The following is a 21,867-nucleotide window of genomic DNA, read 5'->3' on the forward strand; positions in this document are numbered from 1 at the left end:
GGCACTGTTTCGCTCCCTCACGGTACCGGTAAATCCGTTCGTGTGCTTGCGTTGGTTAACGAAGCAAAACAGGAAGAAGCGAAAGAGGCTGGAGCCGATTTTGTTGGCCTTGAAGAATACATTGAAAAAATTGAAGAAGGTTGGGCTGATATTGACGTAATTATCGCAACCCCGGATGTAATGGGGAAGATCGGTAAGCTTGGTCGACATCTAGGACCAAGAGGTTTGATGCCTAATCCGAAAAGTGGAACTGTAACAATGGACGTTGCAGACGCTGTTAAAGAGTTCAAGCAAGGGAAAATTGATTTCCGAGTGGACAAGCAGGGAATATTGCATACCTCTATTGGTAAGGCAAGCTTTGATGCTAGTGAAATTCGAGAAAATCTGATCTCTTTCCTTCAGACAATCTTGAAACTCAGACCGGCATCTGCTAAAGGGGCTTATATCAGGACTGCTAATATTAGCACGACCATGGGCCCAAGCGTGTCGATTAGTCCATCATCTATTACTTCAATTTAGAAATTTAACAGGTTAGAACAATGCCGACATTAGCAGAAAAAAAGGCAGTTGTAGAAGAAATTACTGAGCAGCTTGAAAGCTCTAACGCCGTCTATATTACTAAATATACAGGGATGTCAGTCTCTGATATGGGCGAGTTAAGAGGCAAGTTTCGCGAAGGTAGTGTACAATTCAAAGTGTATAAAAATACACTGGTGAAACGTGCAATGGATACAATTGGCGGATATGAAGAGCTCTATAGTCACCTGGAAGACCAAAATGGTTTTGCATTTGTAGATGAAGAGCTTGCAGCACCTGCTAAAGTCCTGAAAGATTACATTAAAGAGCACAATAAGCCTGAATTTAAAGCGGCTTTAATTGATGGCGATTTTTACAGCAAAGACCAACTCGATACACTGGCTGCAATGAAGTCCAGAACAGAAGTGATCGGAGATATTGTAGGTCTGCTGATGGCGCCAATCTCGAATGTAATAAGCGGACTCGAAGCACAAGGAAGCAATATTGCGGGTGCAATTCAAACTATCGCCGAAAAAGGCGAATAAACAAATCAATAAACTTTTTTAATTAAAACCGACGAACGGAGAATTAAACAATGGCTGACGTTAAAGAAATCGCAGAACAACTCGTTAACTTAACGATCAAAGAAGCTAATGAATTAGCTAAAGTTCTTGAAGAAGAATACGACATCAAACCAGCTGCTGCGGCAGTTGCAGTTGCCGGCGGACCTGCCGGTGGCGGAGAAGCTGCTGAAGAGCAAACAGAATTCGACGTAATTCTGAAATCTGCTGGCGCTAAGAAAATTGCTGTTATTAAAGAAGTGAGAGGAATCACTGGTCTTGGGCTGAAAGAAGCTAAAGAACTTGTTGATGGTGCTCCTAACGCAATTAAGGAAGCTGTAAGCAAAGATGAAGCTGAAGAAGTTAAAACTAAGCTTGAAGAAGCTGGTGCTGAAGTAGAGCTTAAGTAATTACGGCTTCTGCTTTAAAAATAACTTTTAGCCTTAGCCAACACCGATTTTCGGTGTTGGCTTTTGGCGTCTAAATTGCGTAAGCAGTTATTATAGAGGTGTTAAGTTTTCACCTCATACCTTTCAGAGAAACTTCATTCTTATTTTTAACCTAAAGGAGAACATCCTTTTGAGTACTACTATGGAGAAAATCCCATTTACCGACCGCCTTTCATTCGGCAGAATTAAAAATGTAATAGACTATCCTGATTTTCTGGATATTCAGCTCAAGTCATTTAACGAATTTGCACAACTTGATGTAGCGCCTAATCAACGAGAAGATAAAGGCCTGCAAAGAATATTCAATGAGAATTTTCCGATTCAGGATACAAGAGAAACACATATACTTGAGTTTCTTTATTACTCTGTCGATACACCTAAATACAATATTAATGAGTGCCAGGAGCGTGGATTAACCTACGCAATTCCGCTTAAAGCCAGAATGCGACTGTCATCTGTAGACGATACAGATGAAGCATCTGAGACGATTGAGCAGGAAGTTTTTCTTGGTGATCTCCCTTGGATGACTAATAGGGGGACATTTGTGATTAATGGAGCTGAGCGAGTTATCGTTAGTCAGTTACATAGATCTCCGGGTGTATTCTTTGGTCAAAATGTACATCCAAACGGTACTCAACTTTACTCTGCAAGGGTTATACCTTTTAAAGGTTCCTGGATTGAATTTACGAATGATATCCGCGACGTACTTTGGGCATACATTGACAGGAAGAAAAAGATTCCTGCAACTACACTCCTTAGAGCGCTGGGATATTCAACAGACCAAGAGCTGCTTAACCTGTTTGAGCTTTCTGAAGAGATCGATTTTGGATCCAAAAAAGCTTATAACGAGAAGTTGGTTGGCAAGAGGCTAGCTACTGATATTACAACTGAAGTAACTGAAGAAGTTGTAGATGATGAAACCGGTGAAGTAACTGAAGCAACCAGCCGTAAAGTTCTGCTTGAGAGAGATCATGAGCTCACCGAGGATGATTATGGCCAGTTTAAAGAAGCCGGCGTTAAGAAAGTTTTAGTTCAGAAGATTAACGCTGAAGAATCTGAGCGTTCAGTAATCATGAATACGCTCAGAAAAGATCCATCTCACGATGATGTGACGGCTCTTGGCGAAGTTTATCAGCAGATCAGAACAGGTGAAATGCCTGACCCAGAAACTGCCCGACAGGTTCTGGAACGATTATTTTTCAGTGATAAGAAATATGATCTGGGTGAAGTTGGTCGCTACAGACTTAATAAACGTCTCAAAGTAGATGTTGATCAGGATATCCACTACCTCACAAAAGAGGATATTGTTGCCATAGTGAAAGAGGTGATTCGTCTTAAAGAGATGAAATCCCAGGTTGATGATATTGATCACTTGAGTAACCGCCGTGTAAGAACTGTGGGTGAGCAACTTGGGCAGCAATTTGCAGTTGGACTGGCTCGTATGTCGCGTACTATACGTGAGAGAATGAGCTCCAGAGATGCAGAACAGTTAACGCCGCAGGATCTTGTAAACGCAAGAACGATTTCCAGTGTCATTAACAGTTTCTTTGGAACCAACCAGCTGTCTCAGTTTATGGATCAAACGAATCCTGCTGCTGAGTTGACTCACAAACGTCGTATGTCAGCTTTGGGTCCCGGTGGTTTGACACGAGAACGTGCCGGTTTTGAAGTGCGTGATGTTCACTATACACACTATGGAAGACTTTGCCCTATTGAAACACCTGAGGGTCCAAATATTGGTTTGATTACCTCTCTCTGTATTCACGCAAAAGTAAACGATTTTGGATTCATTGAGACTCCTTATCGAAAAGTGAAAGAGGGTGTTGTTTCAAATGAAATTGACTACCTCGCTGCTGAGCAAGAAGACGAAACAGTAATTGCTCAGGCTAACGCTCCTATCGATGATAAGGGGAACTTCGAGAATGAAGCGATATTCTCTCGATTCAGAGATAGTAACGTAGGTTTGGCAAAACCTGAGCAGATTGAATATATGGACGTATCTGCAAACCAAATTACGTCTTTGGCAGCTGCTCTTATTCCATTTATTGAGCATGATGATGCCAACCGTGCATTGATGGGTTCTAACATGCAGCGGCAAGCTGTACCTCTGCTCCGACCGGAATCTCCTGTAGTGGGAACCGGTCTTGAAAGACGTGCTGCACAGGATTCCCGTGCCATTATTGTTGCAGAAGGAGACGGTGAAGTTGTTTATGTAAGTGGTAATGAGATTCGAGTTAAGTACAATCGAACTGAATTGGAGGAGAACTGCTTCTTCGACGATGGAATTAAGTCTTACCACCTGCAGAAATTTGAAAGAAGTAACCAGGATACCACAGTCAACCAGAGGCCGGTTGTAAGTGTTGGTGATAAGGTTACGGAAAATCAGGTATTGGCTGATGGCTGTTCTACCGAAAAAGGTGAACTTGCACTTGGTCGTAACATGCTGGTTGCTTTCATGCCTTGGAGAGGTTACAACTTTGAGGATGCGATTGTAATTAGTGAGCGTGTTGTTCAGGATGATGTTTATACATCAATTCATATCACTGAATTTGAGCAGCAGGTTCGTGATACTAAACGTGGCGAGGAAGAGTTAACTCGTGAGATTCCAAACGTTAGTGAAGATGCTACTCGTAATCTGGATGAGCAAGGTATCATTCGTATTGGAGCAAAGGTAAATCCAAGTGATATACTTGTGGGTAAGATCACTCCAAAAGGTGAAACAGACCCAACCCCTGAAGAAAAACTTCTTCGAGCAATCTTTGGTGATAAAGCCGGTGATGTAAAAGATGCGTCTCTTAAAACGCCTCCGGGTGTTTCAGGAACTGTCATTGATACAAAACTTTTCAGCCGGAAAAGAGACGAGCAGATTTCACGTACAGAGGAGAAAAAACTTGTTGAACAGGAGAATGAGCGTCACGCTAAAAAAGTTGCTGAATTGAATGCCCAGTGGGCAGACAAGATGTACAGCCTGTTACGCGACAAAACTTCTCCAGGCGTTTACAACTACAGTAATGTAGAGCTGATTCCGAAAGGAGAGAAGTATAAGAAATCAGTTTTTGAAGAGCTTGATCCTGTAAGAATTAACGAAGATATCGATTGGGCGACCGATGAAAATCTGGTTAAACATGTAAAACTTCTGTTCAAGAATTACAGAGATCTTCGAAGAGACATAGAAACCGAGGCAAAACGCCGTAAGTATCAAATTCAGGTGGGTGATGAATTGCCACCGGGAATTATTCAAAAGGCAAAAATTTATGTTGCCAAGAAGCGTAAGATTCAGGTAGGTGATAAGATGGCCGGACGCCACGGTAACAAAGGTGTTATCGCGAAGGTTGTTCCGGTTGAAGATATGCCTTTCATGGAAGATGGAACTCCGGTTGATGTGGTTCTGAACCCGTTAGGTGTACCGTCTCGTATGAACCTTGGTCAGATATATGAAACGATTCTTGGTTGGGCCGGAATGAAGCTTGGAGTGAAGTACGCATCCCCAATCTTTGACGGTGCTTCTTATGATCAGGTGCAGGGAGAACTTAAAAAAGCAGGTCTTCCTGAAGATGGCCGACTCTTCTTATACGATGGTAGAAGCGGTGAAAGACTTGATCAGCAGACAACTGTAGGTTACATGTATATGCTTAAACTCAATCACTTGATTGAAGATAAGATGCATGCCCGTTCTATCGGACCATACTCATTGATTACTCAGCAGCCACTCGGTGGTAAAGCACAGTTTGGTGGACAGCGACTGGGTGAAATGGAGGTATGGGCACTTTATGCATACGGTGCTTCCAGTATTCTGAAAGAGATGCTCACTGTTAAGAGTGATGATGTGAAAGGACGATCCAAGGTGTATGAAGCTATTGTGAAGGGCGAGAATCTCCCTGAAGGCGATATACCTGAATCGTTCAAAGTATTACTCCGTGAATTGATGGGTCTTGGACTCGAAATTCACATTGACTAACGATTGTTCTGTTTAATAAATCAAATTGGGAGGATTACCCTTGCCGTCTACAAAAACATTAACTGTTACTAAAGACTTCTCAAACATCGGAATCTCTCTGGCATCCGCCGAGACGATTTTATCCCGATCTCATGGAGAAGTTCTGACACCGGAAACGATAAATTACAGAACATTCAAACCGGAAATGGATGGTCTTTTTTGCGAAAAGATCTTCGGACCGGTTAAAGATTATGAATGTCACTGTGGGAAATATAAGCGCATCCGTTACAAAGGAATTATTTGTGACCGATGCGGTGTAGAAGTGACCCGAAAAGCCGTTCGTAGAGAACGTATGGGACACATTACACTCACAGTGCCTGTAGTACACATTTGGTACTTCAAATCTCTGCCAAGCAAGATTGCATATCTGTTGGGCTACTCTTCCAAAAACCTTGAAAGAATTGTTTACTACGAAACATTCGTAGTGATCAACCCCGGGCTTGCCCGTGATCTTGGGTACAAGCGAGGAGACCTGATCTCAGAAGAGGAGAAATTCGATATACTGGATCAGCTTCCTGAAGATCACTACGAGCTTGACGATGAGGATGAAGATAAATTTATCGTTAACGATGGTGCAGAAGCAGTACAGGCACTACTTACGGATATGGATCTGGATGGGTTGGCTTATCAACTTCGCTACGAAGTGAAGAATGAAACTTCACAAATGCGTAAGAAGAAGAAACTGAAAAGACTGCAGGTTATTGAGTCTTTCAGAGCTGCTAATCAACACACGCAGAACAATCCGGAGTGGATGGTTCAAAGCGTAATTCCTGTGATTCCACCTGAATTGCGTCCGTTGGTTCCACTTGAAGGTGGCCGATTTGCAACTTCTGATTTGAATGACTTATACAGACGTGTGATCATTCGAAATAATCGTCTGAAACGTCTTATTGATATTAAAGCTCCTGACGTAATTCTCAGAAATGAGAAGCGAATGCTGCAGGAAGCGGTTGATTCACTCTATGATAACTCAAGAAAATCTAACGCTGTAAGAAACAATAATCGTCCACTGAAATCGCTCAGCGACATGCTGAAAGGAAAAAGTGGCCGATTCCGTCAAAACCTTCTTGGAAAGCGTGTTGACTACTCCGGTCGTTCCGTTATTGTAGTTGGTGCCGACCTGAAGATGCATGAGTGTGGTCTTCCAAAAGAGATGGCTGTTGAGTTGTATAAGCCATTTGTCATTCGTCGTCTTATCGAGCGAGGTTATGTGAAGACGGTGAAAAGTGCGAAAAAAGTAGTTGATCGACGCGATCAGGTAGTTTGGGAAGTACTTGAAAATGTGATTGACGGTCACCCTGTTATGCTGAACCGTGCACCAACATTGCACAGGTTGGGTATTCAGGCATATCAACCGGTTTTGATTGAAGACAAAGCTATACGACTTCATCCGCTTTCATGTACTGCGTTTAACGCTGACTTTGACGGTGACCAAATGGCGGTTCACCTTCCTTTGAGCCACGATGCAGTACTTGAAGCATCAATCTTGATGCTTGGTTCACATAATATTTTGAGTCCGGCTAATGGTGGCCCGATTGCAGTGCCGTCTCAGGATATGATTTTGGGTATATATTATACCACCAAAATGGGAAGTGGTAAAAAAGGTGAAGGAAAAACGTTTTCCAGCACTGATGAAGTAGTTATTGCCTATGATCAAGGTAAGATTGAAACCCATGCCAAAATCAACGTTCGAGTTCCTAAAGTGAATGAGGATGGTGAAGTTGAACATGAAATCATTAAAACAACAACCGGCCGGGTTCTTTTTAATAAGATTGTCCCGGATGAGGTTGAATTCATTAATAAGACACTTGGTAAGAAAGAACTTCGTGTATTGATTGGTGAAATTCACAGTGAAGTTGGTACGGTTAAAACCGCTGAGTTTCTCGATAAGATGAAACAGATGGGTTTTGAGCGCGCTACTACAGGAGGTCTGTCTTTCAGTCTTGAGGATATTATTATCCCGGATGAGAAATTCAAACTGATCCAGAAAGCTCAAGACGAAGTTTCTGAAATCCAGGATCGTTATGAGATGGGTTTCATTACTGATAATGAGCGTTACAACCAGGTTATTGACAAGTGGACAGGAACCACAAACCGTGTTTCTGAAACACTTTTTAAGAGTTTGGCTGAAGATAAAGATGGTTTCAACTCTATCTTTATGATGGCTGATTCCGGAGCACGTGGTTCGAAAGAGCAGATTCGCCAGCTTGGTGGTATGCGTGGGTTGATGGCTAAGCCTCAGAAAAGTTCCATGCAGCAGGGTAACGAGGTTATTGAAAATCCAATTTTATCCTCGTTCCGTGAAGGCCTTACCGTACTTGAGTACTTTATTTCTACTCACGGTGCTCGTAAAGGTCTTGCCGATACAGCTCTGAAAACAGCTGATGCAGGTTATTTAACAAGAAGGCTTGTTGATGTGTCTCAGGACATTATTATCAACGAGCAAGATTGTGGTACCCTGAGAGGTATTAAAATGCAGGCACTCAAGGATAATGAAGATGTTATTGAAAGTCTTGAGGATCGTATTATTGGACGTGTATCCATGCACGAAATCAGAGACCCGATTACAGATGAAGTCCTGTGTGAATCCAATGAGTTGATTACGGAAAAAATCGCGAAGAAAATCGCTGAAACTTCTATTGAAGAAGTTGAAATCCGTTCAGTACTGACGTGCGAAACCGAAAGAGGTGTTTGTGCAAAATGTTACGGGCGTGACATGGCGCGAAACAGTATCGTTCAAGTTGGTGAAGCGGTAGGTGTTATTGCTGCTCAATCAATTGGTGAGCCGGGTACACAGCTTACACTTCGAACATTCCACGTGGGGGGAACTGCTTCTCGTATGGAGGCTGATTCACAGCACAAAGCGAAGTTTGATGGTAAGATTGAATTTGAAAATGTACGGGTTGTTGAATACGACGACGGTGAAGAGATTCACAATGTTGTATTGAGTCGTGCAGGTGAGATGAAAATTGTAGGTGAAGACGGAAAAATCCTAAACACCTATAATGTTCCTTATGGTTCTGAAATGATGGTCGAAGAGGGAGAAAAAGTATTGAAAGGAATGCCACTTTGTAAGTGGGACCCTTATAACGCTTTAATCTTTAGTGAACTCGACGGTAAAGTTGAGTACAAAGACATCATTGAGGAGATTACCTATACTGCTGATACAGATGCTCAAACGGGTCACCGTGAGAAGGTAATCATCGATTCTAAAGACAGATCTTTAATTCCAACGTTGGTAATTAAGGGTAAGGATGATAGAATTCGTGAAAATACACTCCCGGTCGAAACTCATATTGTAGTTGAGGACGGTGAGAAAGTTCAGGCCGGTCAGATTCTAGCGAAGATTCCAAGATCTGCATCCAAGTCTAAAGATATTACCGCGGGTCTTCCACGTATTACCGAACTCTTTGAAGCCAGATCACCAAGTGATCCGGCTGCCGTTACCGAAATCGACGGTATTGTAAGAATGGGCGGACGTAAGAGAGGTTCTCAGGAAGTAATTGTTGAGAGTAAAGACGGTACGGACGAGAAGAAATATCTCATCTCGCTGTCTAAGCATATACTTGTACAGGAAAATGATTTTGTAAAAGCCGGTCAGGCTCTGTCTGATGGTACAATTCCTGCACAGGAAATCTTAAACATCTTAGGACCATTTGCGGTACAGTCTTATCTGGTGAATGAGATTCAGGAGGTTTATCGTTTGCAGGGTGTGAAGATCAATGACAAGCACGTTGAAGTGATTGTTCGCACCATGATGCAGAAGGTTGAAGTTCTTGATCCGGGTGATACAATGTACCTGGAAGGCGACAAAGTAGACCGATTTGAGCTTAACAACCGAAATGATGAGCTGATTGGTAAATATGTTGTAACAGACCCAGGTGGAAGTGAACTGAAGAAAGGAGCAATTCTTGACCGACGTCAGGTTCGTGAAGTGAACAATGAACTGATTAAAGACGGGAAGGATGAACTCCAAACCAGAGAAGCAGAGCCGGCGATTTCCAAGCCAATTCTTTTGGGTATTACCCGTGCTTCACTTTCAACAGAAAGCTGGTTGTCAGCCGCTTCATTCCAGGAAACAACAAAAGTTCTTACACAGGCTTCCATCGAAGCGAAAAAAGATATGCTTCGCGGCCTGAAAGAGAATGTAATTGTTGGTCATAAAGTGCCTGCGGGTACCGGACTCCTTAAATACGATGAACTCATTGTTGGTTCAAAAGCCGACTATGATGAAGGCGATGAGGAGGTGCAAAAAGTGTTTGAAACACTGGGTGCCGACAATCCTGAAGAGGAAGAAGACTAAAAGAAATAAAAAAGCCCTGATGAAAAGTCAGGGCTTTTTTAGTTTAAAGTAAAATTTAAAGCTATTTACTTCTTTTCGATATTGTCGAGAAGAGTTTCAGCTTCTTTGATTAAATCATCTGCCCGCTTTTTAGCGTCAGAAACAACATCATCTCCTTTTTGTTTTGCATCGGAGGCAATTTTTTCCCGTTCACTTTTAAGCTCACTGATCAATTTGTTCAGTTCATCAGCATAGTTGCTGACCTGATACGATATTTTTCCCCGGGTGTTTGAACCGGAATCGGGAGCATATAACAATGCAACTGCAGATCCAACTAATGCGCCGGTTAATAAACCAAGTGTAAAACCTTTTCCTGAATTACTCATAACTTTTCAATTTCTGTTAGAATTTCTTTTAAAATAGCAAAATGTTGATGCTCTATAAACTGTTTAAGTGTACGATTTTATAACATTCTTTATATTAATTAAAACAATTATCCTTTAACAAAATTCCCCTATGAAATTTTTTATAGACACAGCCGACCTCGATGAGATAAAGGAAGCCAATGATTTAGGTGTGCTAGATGGTGTTACTACAAACCCAAGCCTATGTGCAAAGATAGGTGTTAGCGACTTTGAGGGGCACATTGCTAAAATTTGTGACATTGTAGACGGTGATGTTTCCGCTGAAGTGATTTCTACAGAATATGATGAAATCATGAAAGAAGGGCGAAATATTGCGTCTATTGCAGACAATGTTGTTGTTAAAGTTCCACTGATTAAGGAAGGGATCAAGGCAATTAAATCTTTCAGTGAAGAAGGAATCAAAACAAATTGTACGCTCTGTTTTTCCGCTTCTCAGGCCCTTATTGCAGCCAAAGCAGGGGCCACGTACATCTCGCCATTTATAGGCCGCCTGGATGACATCTCGAGCGAAGGGATGGATCTGATTGCAGACATTCGACTGGTATATGATAACTATGGATATGAAACTGAAATTCTGGCTGCAAGTATTCGACATCCGATGCATCTGCTGGAATCAGCCAGACTTGGAGCAGATGTTGCTACCATGCCGCTCAAAGTGATTGATCAACTCTTGAAGCACCCATTGACCGATATTGGCTTAGAGCGATTTCTCGCTGATTGGGATGATCTTCAGGAATCACTCAAGTAACAAGTTTTTAAAAAACTCAGCTCTATCAATATTCTTTTAAACCACCTCATAAAGTCTCCCCTTAGAAGGGGAGACTTAGAGGGGTGTAAAGTTGATTTGCTATACTTGAACAACTCAACTGGGGGATATTCCTTTCTTATATACTAAAACTCCTCAATCAAATCTTCGGCAATTTTTGCGGAAGAAAGTACACCGGGTAATCCAGCTCCGGGATGGGTACCGGCTCCAACAAAATAGAGATCTTCTACGTCTTCACTTCTATTATGAGGCCTGAACCATGCGGACTGAGTAAGAATGGGTTCTACGGAAAAGGCAGAACCTTTAAAGCTGTTCAGATCATTTTGAAAATGAAGAGGATCAATATAGTGCTCGGCTACAACGTTCTCCTGCAGATCTGGCAGATAGTTATCCTCTAAAAACTGCATGATGGCATCCCGATACTTTGGCGCCATCTCATTCCAATCCACATCTCCATCTAAATGAGGGACAGGAGAAAGCACGTAAAACGCTTCATGTCCTTCTGGAGCCATTGATGGATCTGTTTTTGTGGGCATATGCAGGTAGAGTGAGAAATCATCAGACAGTTTTTTCTTGCTGAAGATGTCTTCTAAAAGACCCTTATACCGCTCGCTTAAAATGATGTTATGGTGTTCGAGGTTGGTGCCGTTATAGCGTTTTTTGGTTCCAAAATAGATTACAAATAACGACATACTGTACTTCGTACGCTCAATTTTCCGATCGGTGTATTTTTTGCGATGTTTTTTGTCAATTAGGTTCTTGTAGGTGAAAGCGACATCTGCATTGCTAACGACGATATCAGCGTTATGGATCTGTCCGTCTTTTAACCGAATCCCTTTTGCTTTACCATTTTCTACCAGGATTTCGTCTATTTCGGATTCAAGATGAACTTCTCCACCCTGCTCTTTAATCAATTTAACCAACCCGTTTACGATGGATCCTGTACCGCCCATGGCATAATGAACGCCCCATTCACGCTCCAGATAGTGGATCATTGAGTAAATAGAAGTAGTTTCAAAAGGGTTCCCGCCTACTAAAAGGGGGTGAAATGAAAATGCCCGTCTCAGAAAATCATCTTCGATAAATTGTGAGACATATTTGTAAACTGATTTATGTGACTGCAGCTTAATGAGGTCGGGAGCTACTTTCAGCATATCGGTAAACTTCAGGAAAGGTTTATCTGCCAGCTCAACAAATCCTTTTTCAAAAATAGGTTTTGTTGTTTTAATAAACTCTTCATAGCCCTTTTTGTCAGACGGATTTCTCTTGTCGATCTCTGACAAAATAAATTCGTGGTCATTATTATAGTCGAACGGTTCTCCGTGATGATCAAAAATTCTGTAGAACGGATCACATGGAACGAGTTCAAAATAATCTTCACGTTTTTTACCGGCAGCGGCATAAATGTCATCAAACATAAATGGCGCGGTTATAACAGTAGGCCCTCCGTCAAATTTGAAACCATTTATTTCGTATACATACGCCCGGCCTCCCGGTTTATCTCTTTTTTCGAAAACTTGAACATTGTGTCCCTTTGATAGTAGTCTGGAAGCCGTGGCAAGACCGCCAAATCCACTTCCAATAACGATGATATCTTTTTTCATATAATTTGGTTTTGAGTTATGGCATGTTAACCCAAATAGTGGAAAAATCAATCCATAGTATTGGCAAAAATTTAATTTTGCGTCTGTTTCACAAAACCATCAAATCCTTGTCTTCTCAATCGTTGCATGGCGGTGCGTGCCTCATCCGGTCTGTCATAAGTGCCGTAGTAAATTCTGTATACAGTATTTCCTGCTACAGGAATAGTCTCGATTCTTGCACCGGATATTTGATTTAAAAAATTTTCAGCTTCACTTCTAGATTTAAATGATGCAAGTTGTACAGTAAATGTTTCAATACTTCCCAAGTTTTGCTCAGACAAAGGCCGATCTCCCTCTTCTACCAGGAATATTTCTACATTAGCGGTTCCCGCGTCAATCATTTCGATCTCCCGAGCCGCTTTACGGGATAGGTCGATGATTCTGTTGTGAGCATAAGGCCCCCTGTCGTTTATTCTGACAATTACAGTTTTGCCATTACCTTTATTTTCAACCTGAACAATCGTGTTAAACGGTAGACTGCGATGAGCAGCTGTTAAACCATCCATGTTGTAAGTTTCGCCGTTCGCCGTAAGTTTGCCGTTAAAGTTCGGGCCATACCAGCTGGCCACACCGGATTCAATTACAGCACCGGGAGAATAATCAGAATAATCGGCCGAATCGGGTGCAGAACTCTTTCGGGTAATTCCACAAGAAGAAATAAATAATGCCAAAAAAGAGAGAAGCAGAAACTGTTTAAAAACCCGGTACATGCTTTGGTTGATTAATTTGGAGTTCGATATGAAAGAAATTAGCAATTTAAATGATTAAGAAAAATCAGGTATTAGAAAGTTCATGCTTTAAAGAAATACCGTTTTGTTATATTCATGGTTTCTTTCAAACAGATTTTATTTATGACGGTTACTCTTACACTCATTGCAGTCACAGGTTTCATTTCTATCATAGCTTTGTATGTAAACCCAAAAGTAATGGAATTGGGCATGTTAAGGCCTTACCGAACCGTTAGAAATGGTACTTGGTATGAGATTATCACTTCAGGATTTTTACATGCCGGCATCGGTCACCTGCTGGTAAATTTGTTTGTACTTTTCTTTTTTGGAGTTGTAATTGAACAGACTCTCGGGATCTATCATTATCTCGCGCTGTATTTTTCCGGTTTGGCATTTTCTGCAATTCCCTCATTGGTACGTCATCGGGAAAATCCAAACTACGCAACGCTTGGCGCTTCGGGTGCCGTAGAAAGTATTCTATTCAGTTTTATCTTTCTCTACCCGACAGAAAAAATTGTAATTATTCTATTACCCATTCCAATACCTGCCTGGATTTTTGGGATCATGTTTTTACTGTACAGCGTGTTTGAAAGTAAAAGGGAGAGAGGAAATGTGAACCATGAAGCGCATATTGCCGGAGCAGTCTGGGGAGTTCTTTACATGATATTCTTTATACCCAATAGTCTAGATCACATTCTTACACTTTTTGGGCTGATTTAAAAACAGTGAAAATTTCAACGGATGACAGGCGTCATCCGTTGAGTATTTTAGTAAGTCTACCCATTCTTTATTTTAAAGTCGCTCATGAAATCAACGAGTGCTTTTACACTTTCCATTTCACATGCGTTGTAGATACTGGCCCGAACTCCACCTACACTTCTGTGGCCCTTCAGATTCATAAGATTTTGAGAAGCTGCTTCAGCGATAAATCTCTTCTCAAGATTTTCAGAAGGTAATCTAAAGGTAACATTCATTTTGGAACGAGCTTCTTTCTCTACTGTTCCTCTGTAAAATTCATCCTGATCAATTTCTGAATAGATCAGATCAGATTTTTCTTTACTAAATTTCTCAAAGTAAGAAAGTCCACCTTTTTCCTGAATCCATTTCAGAACATAATTAACCATATAAACTGCAAATACGGGTGGAGTGTTAAAAAGTTTCTCCACGTGTGTTTGATAGTTCAGGATGGTAGGGATGGCTTCGGGCCGTTGTTTTTCCAGAAAAGATTTTCTAATCATTACAACTGTTACGCCTGCAGGACCCACATTTTTTTGTGCGCCCGCGTAGATCAACCCATATTTATCCAGATCAAGCGGACGGGATAGAAAGTCGGATGAGGCATCACACACGAGCGGTGCATTACTTTTTGGCTCTGTTTGAAATTGTGTTCCCGCTACGGTGTTATTGCTGGTGAAGTGCGTGTAAACTGCATCATCTGCAAAACTAAGGTCATCACTAGTTGGAATATGGCTGTATGCACCTTCTTTGCCTGAGAAGGATGTGTGAACTTTACCATAAAGTTTTGCCTCTTTAATCGCCTTTGCAGACCATGTTCCTGTATCAATATAATTTGCAGTACGCTCTGTATTCAGGAAATTGTGGGCCGCCATCATGAACTGGCTGCTTGCACCTCCCTGTAGAAATAGAATTTCCCAGTCATCGTCGGCACCGGTAATTTCTTTCAATCTCTCAACCGCCTGACGGTTTATCTCGGTGTATTCCGGGCTTCGGTGACTCATTTCAATGATGGAGGCTCCTTTTCCTTTATAGTCGAACAGTTCACTTTGAACCTTTTCTAATACTGATAAAGGAAGTGTTGCCGGACCAGCGCTAAAATTGTGTACTCTTTTCATAATGGTATTATTTTTTAAAATGTGTGTACGATTAAACCGGATTTAATTTTTGGTTCAAACCAGGTAGACTTTGGTGGCATAAGTTCACCCGCATCAGAGACATCCAAAAGCTCCTGTATATCTGTAGGGTACATACTGATTGCCAAATCATACTTGCTTGCATCGACAAGTTTTTCGAGCTCTTTTGTACCCCTGATTCCACCGACAAAACTGATATTTTTATCCGTTCTGGGATTTTCAATACCAAATTCGGGATTTAAAAAACCATCCTGCAAACGAGCTACATCGAGCGAAGATGAGATACTATCTGATGAGGCATCAGGCAGTTTCATACTCCACCATTTACCGGAGTAGTAGATAGATATATTTCCTTTCTCGCTGGGTGACTTTTGGCTGGTTTGAGAAAGATTAAACTTCTTTTCAATTTCGTTAAACTTCTTTTCAGAAACAGATTTGATTGCCCTGTTGTATGGCAATATTTTCATCTGAGACATGGGGAAAAGCACAACAGGAAAGTATTCAAATTCTGCTTCGCCGGGGAAAACATTTTGCTCAGTCCTAAGCTGTTCCGCTGCTCTGGATGCACTCTTACATCGATGGTGACCATCAGCAATGTATAAATGTTCAATTTCAGAGAATCCTTTAACAAAATCAGCTGTGGTAAAGGTTTTCCATATTCTGTGAACAACGCCTCCTTCACCCTGGTGTTCAATATAGGGAGGATTAGTGAGCGTAATTTTCTCGATTTGGAATGAGACATCTTCGGAGTCGCGATAGGTAAGCATCACCGGTTCAGCATGAGCCTCTTGAGTGAGAATGTGCTTTGTTCTGTCGTCCTCTTTATCCGGACGGGTCAACTCATGTTTTAAAATAGTATCATCATCATAGTCTTGCACCGAGGCACACGTAAATACGCCTGTTTGAGTATGATTTTCAGTCTCCATCTGATAGATATATATAGCAAGTTTTTCATCCTGCTCGAACAGGTCAGACTTTAGCAGTGCCTTTAAATTCTCAGCACCTTTTTTATAAACACGATCATCGTTGAAAGGTGTACCCTCAGGGAGATCTATTTCGGGGCGGATAACGTGTAAATAACTGTTAGGTTTTCCTTTGGCAAGCTCATTAGCTTCTTCAGTGTTTATGACATCGTAGGGGACACATGCAATTTCATCAGCATGCTCCGGCTTGGGAAGCCATCCCTTGAATGGTTGAATGGTAGCCATTTAGTCTTTTGTTTTTGTATTTTCAGGTTCATATAAGTATACAAACTCTTTACGTTTTCATCGCATTGAATTGTAATTAAGAACGAAACAATAATCATGAGTAAAGAAAATCAAAAAACACCGGAAAATCTAAATCCGGAACAGCAACAACAACTACTTTTTGTGATGCTTATCCAGCAGCATCAGCAGATTGCTATGATGGGTATGGGTAAGATTCAAAATCCGCAAACTGAAAAAATTGAAAGAGATCTGAGCTCAGCAAAGTTTGCGATTGATACTCTAAACATGCTTCAAGAATTTACTAAAGGTAACCTGCCTAAGGAAGTGAGCGAATATCTGGAACAGACACTTACCAATCTTCGATTGAATTACGCAGACGAGAAAAAGAAAGGTGACGGAGAAGAAGAAAAAGAATCAAAAGACTAACGTTTTGAAGATCATTAAGGCTGCAGGGGGTGTACTTTACAATAAGGAAAAGTCGCCCCCATCTATTTTACTGATAAAAAGAAACGGTGTTTGGGATCTGCCCAAGGGAAAGTTAGAAGAGGGTGAGTCTATAAAGGAGTGTGCAGTAAGAGAAGTAGCTGAGGAGGTGGGCGTTTCATCGCCAAGGATCAGAGAGTTTCTTTGTGAGACATATCATGAGTATGAAATGAATGGAGATGAGGTTGGTAAGAAAACCTTTTGGTACTCTATGGAAACAACACAAACCGAAAATTTAAAACCTCAAAAAGAAGAGGGAATTACAGATTTGGGGTGGGTTGAAGCATCTGAAGCCTTAGAAAGTGTAGGGTATCAAAATTTAATGAAAGTCATTCAGGAATACTTGAAAAAAAGCGAGTAGAAATAAAGAAAGGCGTTTCAGTATTACTGAAACGCCTTTAAATATTGTTCTGACTTTAGATTAATTCTGCAATCTAAAGAAGATCGGTAAACTGTACTGAACTCGAACCGGACGTCCTCGCTGCATACCCGGCTTAAATTCAGCTTGACTTACTACTCGAAGTGCTTCTTCATCAGCACCGCCGCCGATTCCACGAATAACCTGTGGATCTTCAACCTGGCCTTGTTCGTTTACAATAAACTGAATGTAAACACGTCCTTCGATTCCGGCACGTCGAGCCATTTCCGGATAATTAATTTTGCTCTGAAGTTCTCCAAGACCACCAATCAGTTCCGGCATTTCCTCTACAACTACAAAGAAGTCTTCTTCTTCCTCTTCTTCTTCCGGTGGAGGTGGTGGAGGAGCACTTAACGATCCGCCTAAGTCAAGATCAGCAGAGATGTCGATATCTACGTCTTCAATGATTTCATCGTTAGGAACTTCAACCGGTACCGGTGGCCTGGGTGGTGGTGGAGGTGTTTCGATTTGACGTGTTTGAATTATTTCTTCCATCTCCACAACTTCCTGTTCGTCCATTGTGTACTCTTCTGGATTTTCACTGGTTAAATCAATTCGTACAGCAATGATAAAAATTACCAGTGCAGCCAACAGACCTAACTCCCAAAATACGGTATAATAATTTCGTAAGTCAGCATCCGGTTTTTTTCGTTCAGTCATTGTATAAGGGGTTTTTAAAAAGGTTAAATACGCTTAGGTCAAGTATAAACGATTTGAAGGTAATTATCCAACGTTTCGATACAGTTTGATATTATAATTCAGTTAAGAGAAAGTTACAAACCTCAATCCGGAGGATAATTTGGTTTCGTAAGAAATAGTAGAAAAGTGGCAGACAAAGTGCCAAAAATATCAGCGATTGCATCATAAAGATCAATGGAACGACCGAACGACATTAATCCCTGAAGGATTTCTATGCCAATACCGAATAACGCTCCGGCGAAGAAGATAAATACCAAATTACTTTCCTCACGTTTTCGGGATATGTGCAAAAGGCCAAATACAAAAGTCCAGGAAAAAAACATCATAAAATGTCCCAGTTTGTCGTATTGAAAAAGCCTGTTGCTTCCCAATTTGTTTGCAGGCAGAAGCGTAAGAGCAAAGATTGCTGCCGTTATCAGAATGAATAGTATGTATATGAGCTTTTTGTTATTGGTCAAAAAGCTAAAAAATTTATTCAACATAAGAGATGCTCAGGGCCAAATGGGGATGAGTTTGATTTTTTAAATGTGTTGTATCCGCTAAGCAGAGCCAAGATTGGAGCCCATCGGATACTCTCGGTTATTCCCCATTTGGTAGCTATTGTTCCTGCAAGCACGTCTCCAAATCCGGCACGAGAAAATGGGGTTGTGTCGTAGCCTGATATAAAAGAGCGTTCTTGTGAATGATAGTAGGCCGGATTCCCCTTCATCAACAGGGATAGCTGATATTTTCTTGAAAAATCTCTCGACTGAATAAAACGCTCATAATCATCATTGAATGACAACTTCAAATAGTTTCGAGCTTCTCCCGGATGAGGTGTTAAAAGCCAATTCATTCTTTGGTTAGTCGGAAACTCTTTTAGCTGATCCCATACTGAAAGTGCATCTGCGTCGATAACTGCAGGTCCCGAATAATCTTTCAAAAGGTTGAGTGTGAGTTTCTGTGTGTCATTTGTTAACCCAATACCCGGTCCAATCAAAAGAACTCCCGGTTTCTCCGACATTTTATTCAGGATAATCTCTGTGTGATCAGTATTATAAGAATCTGACTTGGGTAGCACCACTTTTATGATGTTTGGCAAACTAGATTCGTATATCGGCAGGAGGTTTTCAGGTGCATACAGTATCACAGATCCGGCACCCTGTTTCCATGCGCTTTTAGCCGCCATAATTGCCGCACCGGTTAATCCCTTTGAACCGGCTACGAGATGAACAACTCCGGATTCATACTTATGCCTTGCTGTTCGGGTAACTTCGGGAAGCCCTGATTGGAGTTTGTCGTCAAACCTGATCACAAAATCTTTTCTCAGATAGGATGGAAATGGCAGGTCGATAAATGAGATGTCACCAGATATTTGTGGACTATTATTCAAAAAGAGTCCAATCTTCTGCGTCCCAAATGTACAGGTATGATTAGCCTTTACTGCTAGTCCCTGAATTTTACCGGTATTAGAGTTAAGCCCGGAAGGGACATCCATGGAAATGACTTTTTTCCCTGCCTCGTTTATTTTCTGAATAATATCATCGATAGGAGATCGAACGTCGCTGTCTAATCCTGTTCCGAATATTCCGTCTGTGATATAGTCACATGAGTTGAGGTTTTCTTCGGTGAGTTCATCAATAAATGTGATGGGGAGTTCTTCTTGTTTCAGTTTTTGAAGGAGCGCCAGATTTTTCTGGGTGTCCGGGCTGAGGTTGTCTGAGCCAAATACAAAATAAATGGACGCAATATGATTCGAATTGTCAACCAAATAACGGGCAGCACCAAGCGCATCGCCGGCATTGTTTCCTTTACCGCATATAAAAAGGCCGCGCCGATTCCTTCCGGCGACTTTTTGAATAGTACCGGCCGCGCCTTTAGCTGCAAATTCCATCAGAGTAAACCCGTCTATACCATACTCCTCAATCGTCTTTTGGTCAATACTGCGAGATTGATCAGCTGTAAAAAGTTGATGTGATTTTGGTATGTTGGGGTTTATGCTCATAAAGAACGATTAATAAGATCTGGCAAACAAAACGCGCTGTTTCGAGGAATTGCCTGTAACCATGCACTCTCCCGGAATCGGATCATCTTCGTCGATAGGAATAAGACGGATGGTTGCTTTTGTCTCCTCTTTAATTTTTACCTCTGTTTCCGGTGTTCCATCCCAGTGAGCCCAGATAAATCCGCCGTTTTCAATTTCTTCTTTGAACTCCTCGTAACTGTCAACTTTTCGAGTCTTATCGTCCATTCTCTTCTTGGCTTTATTAAAGAGGTCGTCCTGAATAGTTACCAGAAGTTCTTCGATATAATCTGCAATTCCGGCAAGCGGAACTATGCTCTTCTCTAATGTATCTCGGCGGGCGAGTTCCAGATTTTTGTTTTCAACATCACGCGGACCTACGGCTATTCTAAGCGGCACACCTTCGGCTTCGTGCTGGGCAAACTTCCAGCCCGGTTTGAAGTTGTCCCGGTTATCCAGTTTTACTGAAATTCCTTTTCCGCGGAGTTCATCAATTATTGGCTGAGCGTAATTTAAAACAGTTTCACGCTGCTCATCACCTCTGTAGATTGGGACAACTACAACCTGATTTGACGCGAGTTTTGGAGGTATTACCAGTCCGTTGTCATCAGAGTGAGTCATAATTAATCCACCGATCAGGCGTGTTGAAACACCCCAGCTGGTAGCCCAGACATATTTATGTTCTCCATCATCATCCTGAAATTTCACATCAAAAGCTTTAGCAAAATTTTGCCCCAAAAAGTGAGAGGTTCCTGCCTGAAGTGCTTTTCCATCCTGCATCAAAGCTTCGATACAATAAGTGTCAACTGCCCCGGCAAAACGCTCCGAATCAGTTTTAACCCCGGTAATAACCGGCATGGCCATAAACTCTTCGGCAAATGTTTTATAAACATTCAGCATTCTTCGAGTCTCTTCTACTGCCTCATTCTCAGTGGCGTGAGCAGTATGCCCTTCCTGCCATAAAAATTCCATTGTTCGGAGAAACAGGCGGGTTCTCATTTCCCATCGCACCACATTGGCCCACTGGTTGATGAGTATCGGGAGATCTCTATAGGACTGAATCCATTTGCCATAGGCATCCCAAATAATAGTTTCTGACGTGGGACGAACGATTAACTCTTCCTCGAGTTTAGATTCAGGATCAACTTCAACTCCGCCGTCCACGCTTTTTAACCGACTGTGAGTAACAACTGCACACTCTTTTGCAAATCCTTCTACGTGCTGAGCTTCTTTTGATAAAAACGATTTTGGGATAAAAAGCGGGAAGTAGGCATTTTCGTGGCCGGTATCTTTAAACATCTGATCCAGAGCCTGTTTCATGTTCTCCCAGAGTGCAAACCCGTTAGGCCGGATTATCATAGATCCGCGAACTGGAGAGTGATCGGCCAGTTTAGCCTCCTTTACCACATCCAAGTACCATTGAGAGTAGTCGTCTTTTCTATCTGTTATTTTTTTAGCCATCAGTAAAGAGTGGTTTGCAATTTTTTTTGAGTCCTGCTCACTTAGTATTCAAACAGAAGGGCAGTGCTTATTTTGTATTTATTAATGCCGTATTAAAATACCTTGATATGCGCTTAAGATAAAGTACCTTTTTTTCACTTTAATAGGACTGAGTTTCATAGAGTTGAAAAATTCAAAAAAGTGGGTTTTTCAGTTTCAACTTTATGCAAAAAAAATGATATATTTGATGCTATCTTGAAAACGAAGTACGAACTGTACTTTATTATATTTAGAGATTTATGTAGTGGTAGCTTCCGGAGTACTCGGGATTAGAGCGTCGGATTCATATCCGCCTGAGGCGGACGGCAGTTCAAGCCCGC

General features: G+C 41.5%; 18 protein-coding genes. 9 read left to right on the top strand and 9 right to left on the bottom strand.

Annotated elements, in window-relative coordinates; translation table 11 throughout:
• The 5 genes from rplA to rpoC form a co-directional block, all read left to right on the top strand.
• The coding region (gene rplA / locus ACESM0_RS06840; protein ID WP_372904937.1) for a 50S ribosomal protein L1 at nucleotides 1–519 on the top strand (519 nt) is incomplete at its 5' end.
• Between the two features lie 20 nt (nucleotides 520–539).
• A complete protein-coding gene (rplJ, locus tag ACESM0_RS06845) occupies nucleotides 540–1,061 on the top strand; it encodes a 50S ribosomal protein L10 (RefSeq protein ID WP_372904939.1) in 522 nt (173 codons plus the stop codon).
• Between the two features lie 50 nt (nucleotides 1,062–1,111).
• The gene (rplL, locus tag ACESM0_RS06850; protein WP_322569991.1) at nucleotides 1,112–1,486 is read left to right on the top strand and encodes a 50S ribosomal protein L7/L12; all 375 of its coding nucleotides are present in this window, start codon (nucleotides 1,112–1,114) and stop codon (nucleotides 1,484–1,486) included.
• 181 nt (nucleotides 1,487–1,667) lie between these two features.
• Nucleotides 1,668–5,483 carry a DNA-directed RNA polymerase subunit beta gene (gene rpoB, locus ACESM0_RS06855; RefSeq protein ID WP_372904965.1) on the top strand — a complete coding sequence of 1,272 codons (3,816 nt, stop codon included), beginning with the start codon at nucleotides 1,668–1,670 and terminating at the stop codon, nucleotides 5,481–5,483.
• 40 nt (nucleotides 5,484–5,523) lie between these two features.
• Nucleotides 5,524–9,825 (top strand): DNA-directed RNA polymerase subunit beta', encoded by a 4,302-nt coding sequence (rpoC, locus tag ACESM0_RS06860; protein ID WP_372904941.1) that lies wholly within the window; start codon nucleotides 5,524–5,526, stop codon nucleotides 9,823–9,825.
• A 65-nt stretch (nucleotides 9,826–9,890) separates the two neighbouring features.
• Here the strand turns inward: rpoC and ACESM0_RS06865 are convergent, their stop codons facing one another.
• Nucleotides 9,891–10,190, bottom strand: a complete 300-nt coding sequence (locus tag ACESM0_RS06865) for a YtxH domain-containing protein (protein WP_372904943.1) — start codon at nucleotides 10,188–10,190, stop codon at nucleotides 9,891–9,893.
• 130 nt (nucleotides 10,191–10,320) lie between these two features.
• Between ACESM0_RS06865 and fsa the strand changes: the two genes are divergently transcribed.
• On the top strand, nucleotides 10,321–10,977 hold the full coding sequence (fsa, locus tag ACESM0_RS06870) for a fructose-6-phosphate aldolase (protein WP_372904945.1): 657 nt from the start codon (nucleotides 10,321–10,323) through the stop codon (nucleotides 10,975–10,977).
• 143 nt (nucleotides 10,978–11,120) lie between these two features.
• Here the strand turns inward: fsa and ACESM0_RS06875 are convergent, their stop codons facing one another.
• Together ACESM0_RS06875 and ACESM0_RS06880 are read right to left on the bottom strand one after the other, a co-directional pair.
• Nucleotides 11,121–12,599 carry a phytoene desaturase gene (locus ACESM0_RS06875; RefSeq protein ID WP_372904947.1) on the bottom strand — a complete coding sequence of 493 codons (1,479 nt, stop codon included), beginning with the start codon at nucleotides 12,597–12,599 and terminating at the stop codon, nucleotides 11,121–11,123.
• Between the two features lie 71 nt (nucleotides 12,600–12,670).
• Nucleotides 12,671–13,348, bottom strand: coding sequence for a septal ring lytic transglycosylase RlpA family protein (locus ACESM0_RS06880; protein ID WP_372904948.1), 678 nt, complete (start codon nucleotides 13,346–13,348; stop codon nucleotides 12,671–12,673).
• A gap of 141 nt (nucleotides 13,349–13,489) precedes the next feature.
• Between ACESM0_RS06880 and ACESM0_RS06885 the strand changes: the two genes are divergently transcribed.
• Nucleotides 13,490–14,086: a rhomboid family intramembrane serine protease gene (locus tag ACESM0_RS06885; protein ID WP_372904950.1), complete on the top strand. Its 597-nt coding sequence runs from the start codon at nucleotides 13,490–13,492 to the stop codon at nucleotides 14,084–14,086.
• A gap of 56 nt (nucleotides 14,087–14,142) precedes the next feature.
• Here the strand turns inward: ACESM0_RS06885 and serC are convergent, their stop codons facing one another.
• Complete coding sequence (serC, locus tag ACESM0_RS06890) at nucleotides 14,143–15,222, bottom strand: 3-phosphoserine/phosphohydroxythreonine transaminase (protein WP_372904967.1); 1,080 nt, start codon at nucleotides 15,220–15,222, stop codon at nucleotides 14,143–14,145.
• Between the two features lie 11 nt (nucleotides 15,223–15,233).
• The gene (locus ACESM0_RS06895; RefSeq protein WP_372904952.1) at nucleotides 15,234–16,445 is read right to left on the bottom strand and encodes a DUF1015 domain-containing protein; all 1,212 of its coding nucleotides are present in this window, start codon (nucleotides 16,443–16,445) and stop codon (nucleotides 15,234–15,236) included.
• A gap of 96 nt (nucleotides 16,446–16,541) precedes the next feature.
• On the opposite strand from ACESM0_RS06895, the gene ACESM0_RS06900 reads away from it, so the two are divergent.
• A complete protein-coding gene (locus ACESM0_RS06900) occupies nucleotides 16,542–16,871 on the top strand; it encodes a DUF1844 domain-containing protein (RefSeq protein WP_372904954.1) in 330 nt (109 codons plus the stop codon).
• A 4-nt stretch (nucleotides 16,872–16,875) separates the two neighbouring features.
• A complete protein-coding gene (locus tag ACESM0_RS06905) occupies nucleotides 16,876–17,289 on the top strand; it encodes an NUDIX hydrolase (RefSeq protein WP_372904956.1) in 414 nt (137 codons plus the stop codon).
• 60 nt (nucleotides 17,290–17,349) lie between these two features.
• Here ACESM0_RS06905 and ACESM0_RS06910 read toward each other — a convergent pair whose 3' ends face one another.
• The 4 genes from ACESM0_RS06910 to proS all read right to left on the bottom strand — a co-directional run bounded on the left by ACESM0_RS06910 (nucleotide 17,350) and on the right by proS (nucleotide 21,508).
• Nucleotides 17,350–18,006, bottom strand: coding sequence for an energy transducer TonB (locus ACESM0_RS06910; RefSeq protein WP_372904958.1), 657 nt, complete (start codon nucleotides 18,004–18,006; stop codon nucleotides 17,350–17,352).
• Between the two features lie 122 nt (nucleotides 18,007–18,128).
• Entirely contained in the window at nucleotides 18,129–18,503 is a 375-nt protein-coding gene (locus ACESM0_RS06915; RefSeq protein ID WP_372904960.1) for a VanZ family protein, read from the bottom strand.
• Nucleotides 18,504–18,520: 17 nt separating this feature from the next.
• Entirely contained in the window at nucleotides 18,521–20,029 is a 1,509-nt protein-coding gene (locus ACESM0_RS06920) for an NAD(P)H-hydrate epimerase (protein ID WP_372904961.1), read from the bottom strand.
• A 9-nt stretch (nucleotides 20,030–20,038) separates the two neighbouring features.
• Entirely contained in the window at nucleotides 20,039–21,508 is a 1,470-nt protein-coding gene (gene proS / locus ACESM0_RS06925) for a proline--tRNA ligase (protein WP_372904963.1), read from the bottom strand.
• Between the last annotated feature and the right edge of the window lie 359 nt (nucleotides 21,509–21,867).

This window comes from Rhodohalobacter sp., from assembly GCF_041686455.1.
Taxonomy (GTDB): Bacteria; Bacteroidota; Rhodothermia; order Balneolales; family Balneolaceae; genus Rhodohalobacter.

Bases quoted from the DNA above. Each gene is read 5' to 3' on its own strand.
- rplJ (WP_372904939.1), top strand. From the start codon at position 540: ATGCCGACATTAGCAGAAAAAAAGGCAGTTGTAGAAGAAATTACTGAG.
- rplL (WP_322569991.1), top strand. From the start codon at position 1,112: ATGGCTGACGTTAAAGAAATCGCAGAACAACTCGTTAACTTAACGATC.
- rpoB (WP_372904965.1), top strand. From the start codon at position 1,668: ATGGAGAAAATCCCATTTACCGACCGCCTTTCATTCGGCAGAATTAAA.
- ACESM0_RS06865 (WP_372904943.1), bottom strand. From the start codon at position 10,190: ATGAGTAATTCAGGAAAAGGTTTTACACTTGGTTTATTAACCGGCGCA.
- fsa (WP_372904945.1), top strand. From the start codon at position 10,321: ATGAAATTTTTTATAGACACAGCCGACCTCGATGAGATAAAGGAAGCC.
- ACESM0_RS06875 (WP_372904947.1), bottom strand. From the start codon at position 12,599: ATGAAAAAAGATATCATCGTTATTGGAAGTGGATTTGGCGGTCTTGCC.
- ACESM0_RS06880 (WP_372904948.1), bottom strand. From the start codon at position 13,348: ATGTACCGGGTTTTTAAACAGTTTCTGCTTCTCTCTTTTTTGGCATTA.
- ACESM0_RS06885 (WP_372904950.1), top strand. From the start codon at position 13,490: ATGACGGTTACTCTTACACTCATTGCAGTCACAGGTTTCATTTCTATC.
- ACESM0_RS06895 (WP_372904952.1), bottom strand. From the start codon at position 16,445: ATGGCTACCATTCAACCATTCAAGGGATGGCTTCCCAAGCCGGAGCAT.
- ACESM0_RS06900 (WP_372904954.1), top strand. From the start codon at position 16,542: ATGAGTAAAGAAAATCAAAAAACACCGGAAAATCTAAATCCGGAACAG.
- ACESM0_RS06910 (WP_372904958.1), bottom strand. From the start codon at position 18,006: ATGACTGAACGAAAAAAACCGGATGCTGACTTACGAAATTATTATACC.
- ACESM0_RS06920 (WP_372904961.1), bottom strand. From the start codon at position 20,029: ATGAGCATAAACCCCAACATACCAAAATCACATCAACTTTTTACAGCT.
- proS (WP_372904963.1), bottom strand. From the start codon at position 21,508: ATGGCTAAAAAAATAACAGATAGAAAAGACGACTACTCTCAATGGTAC.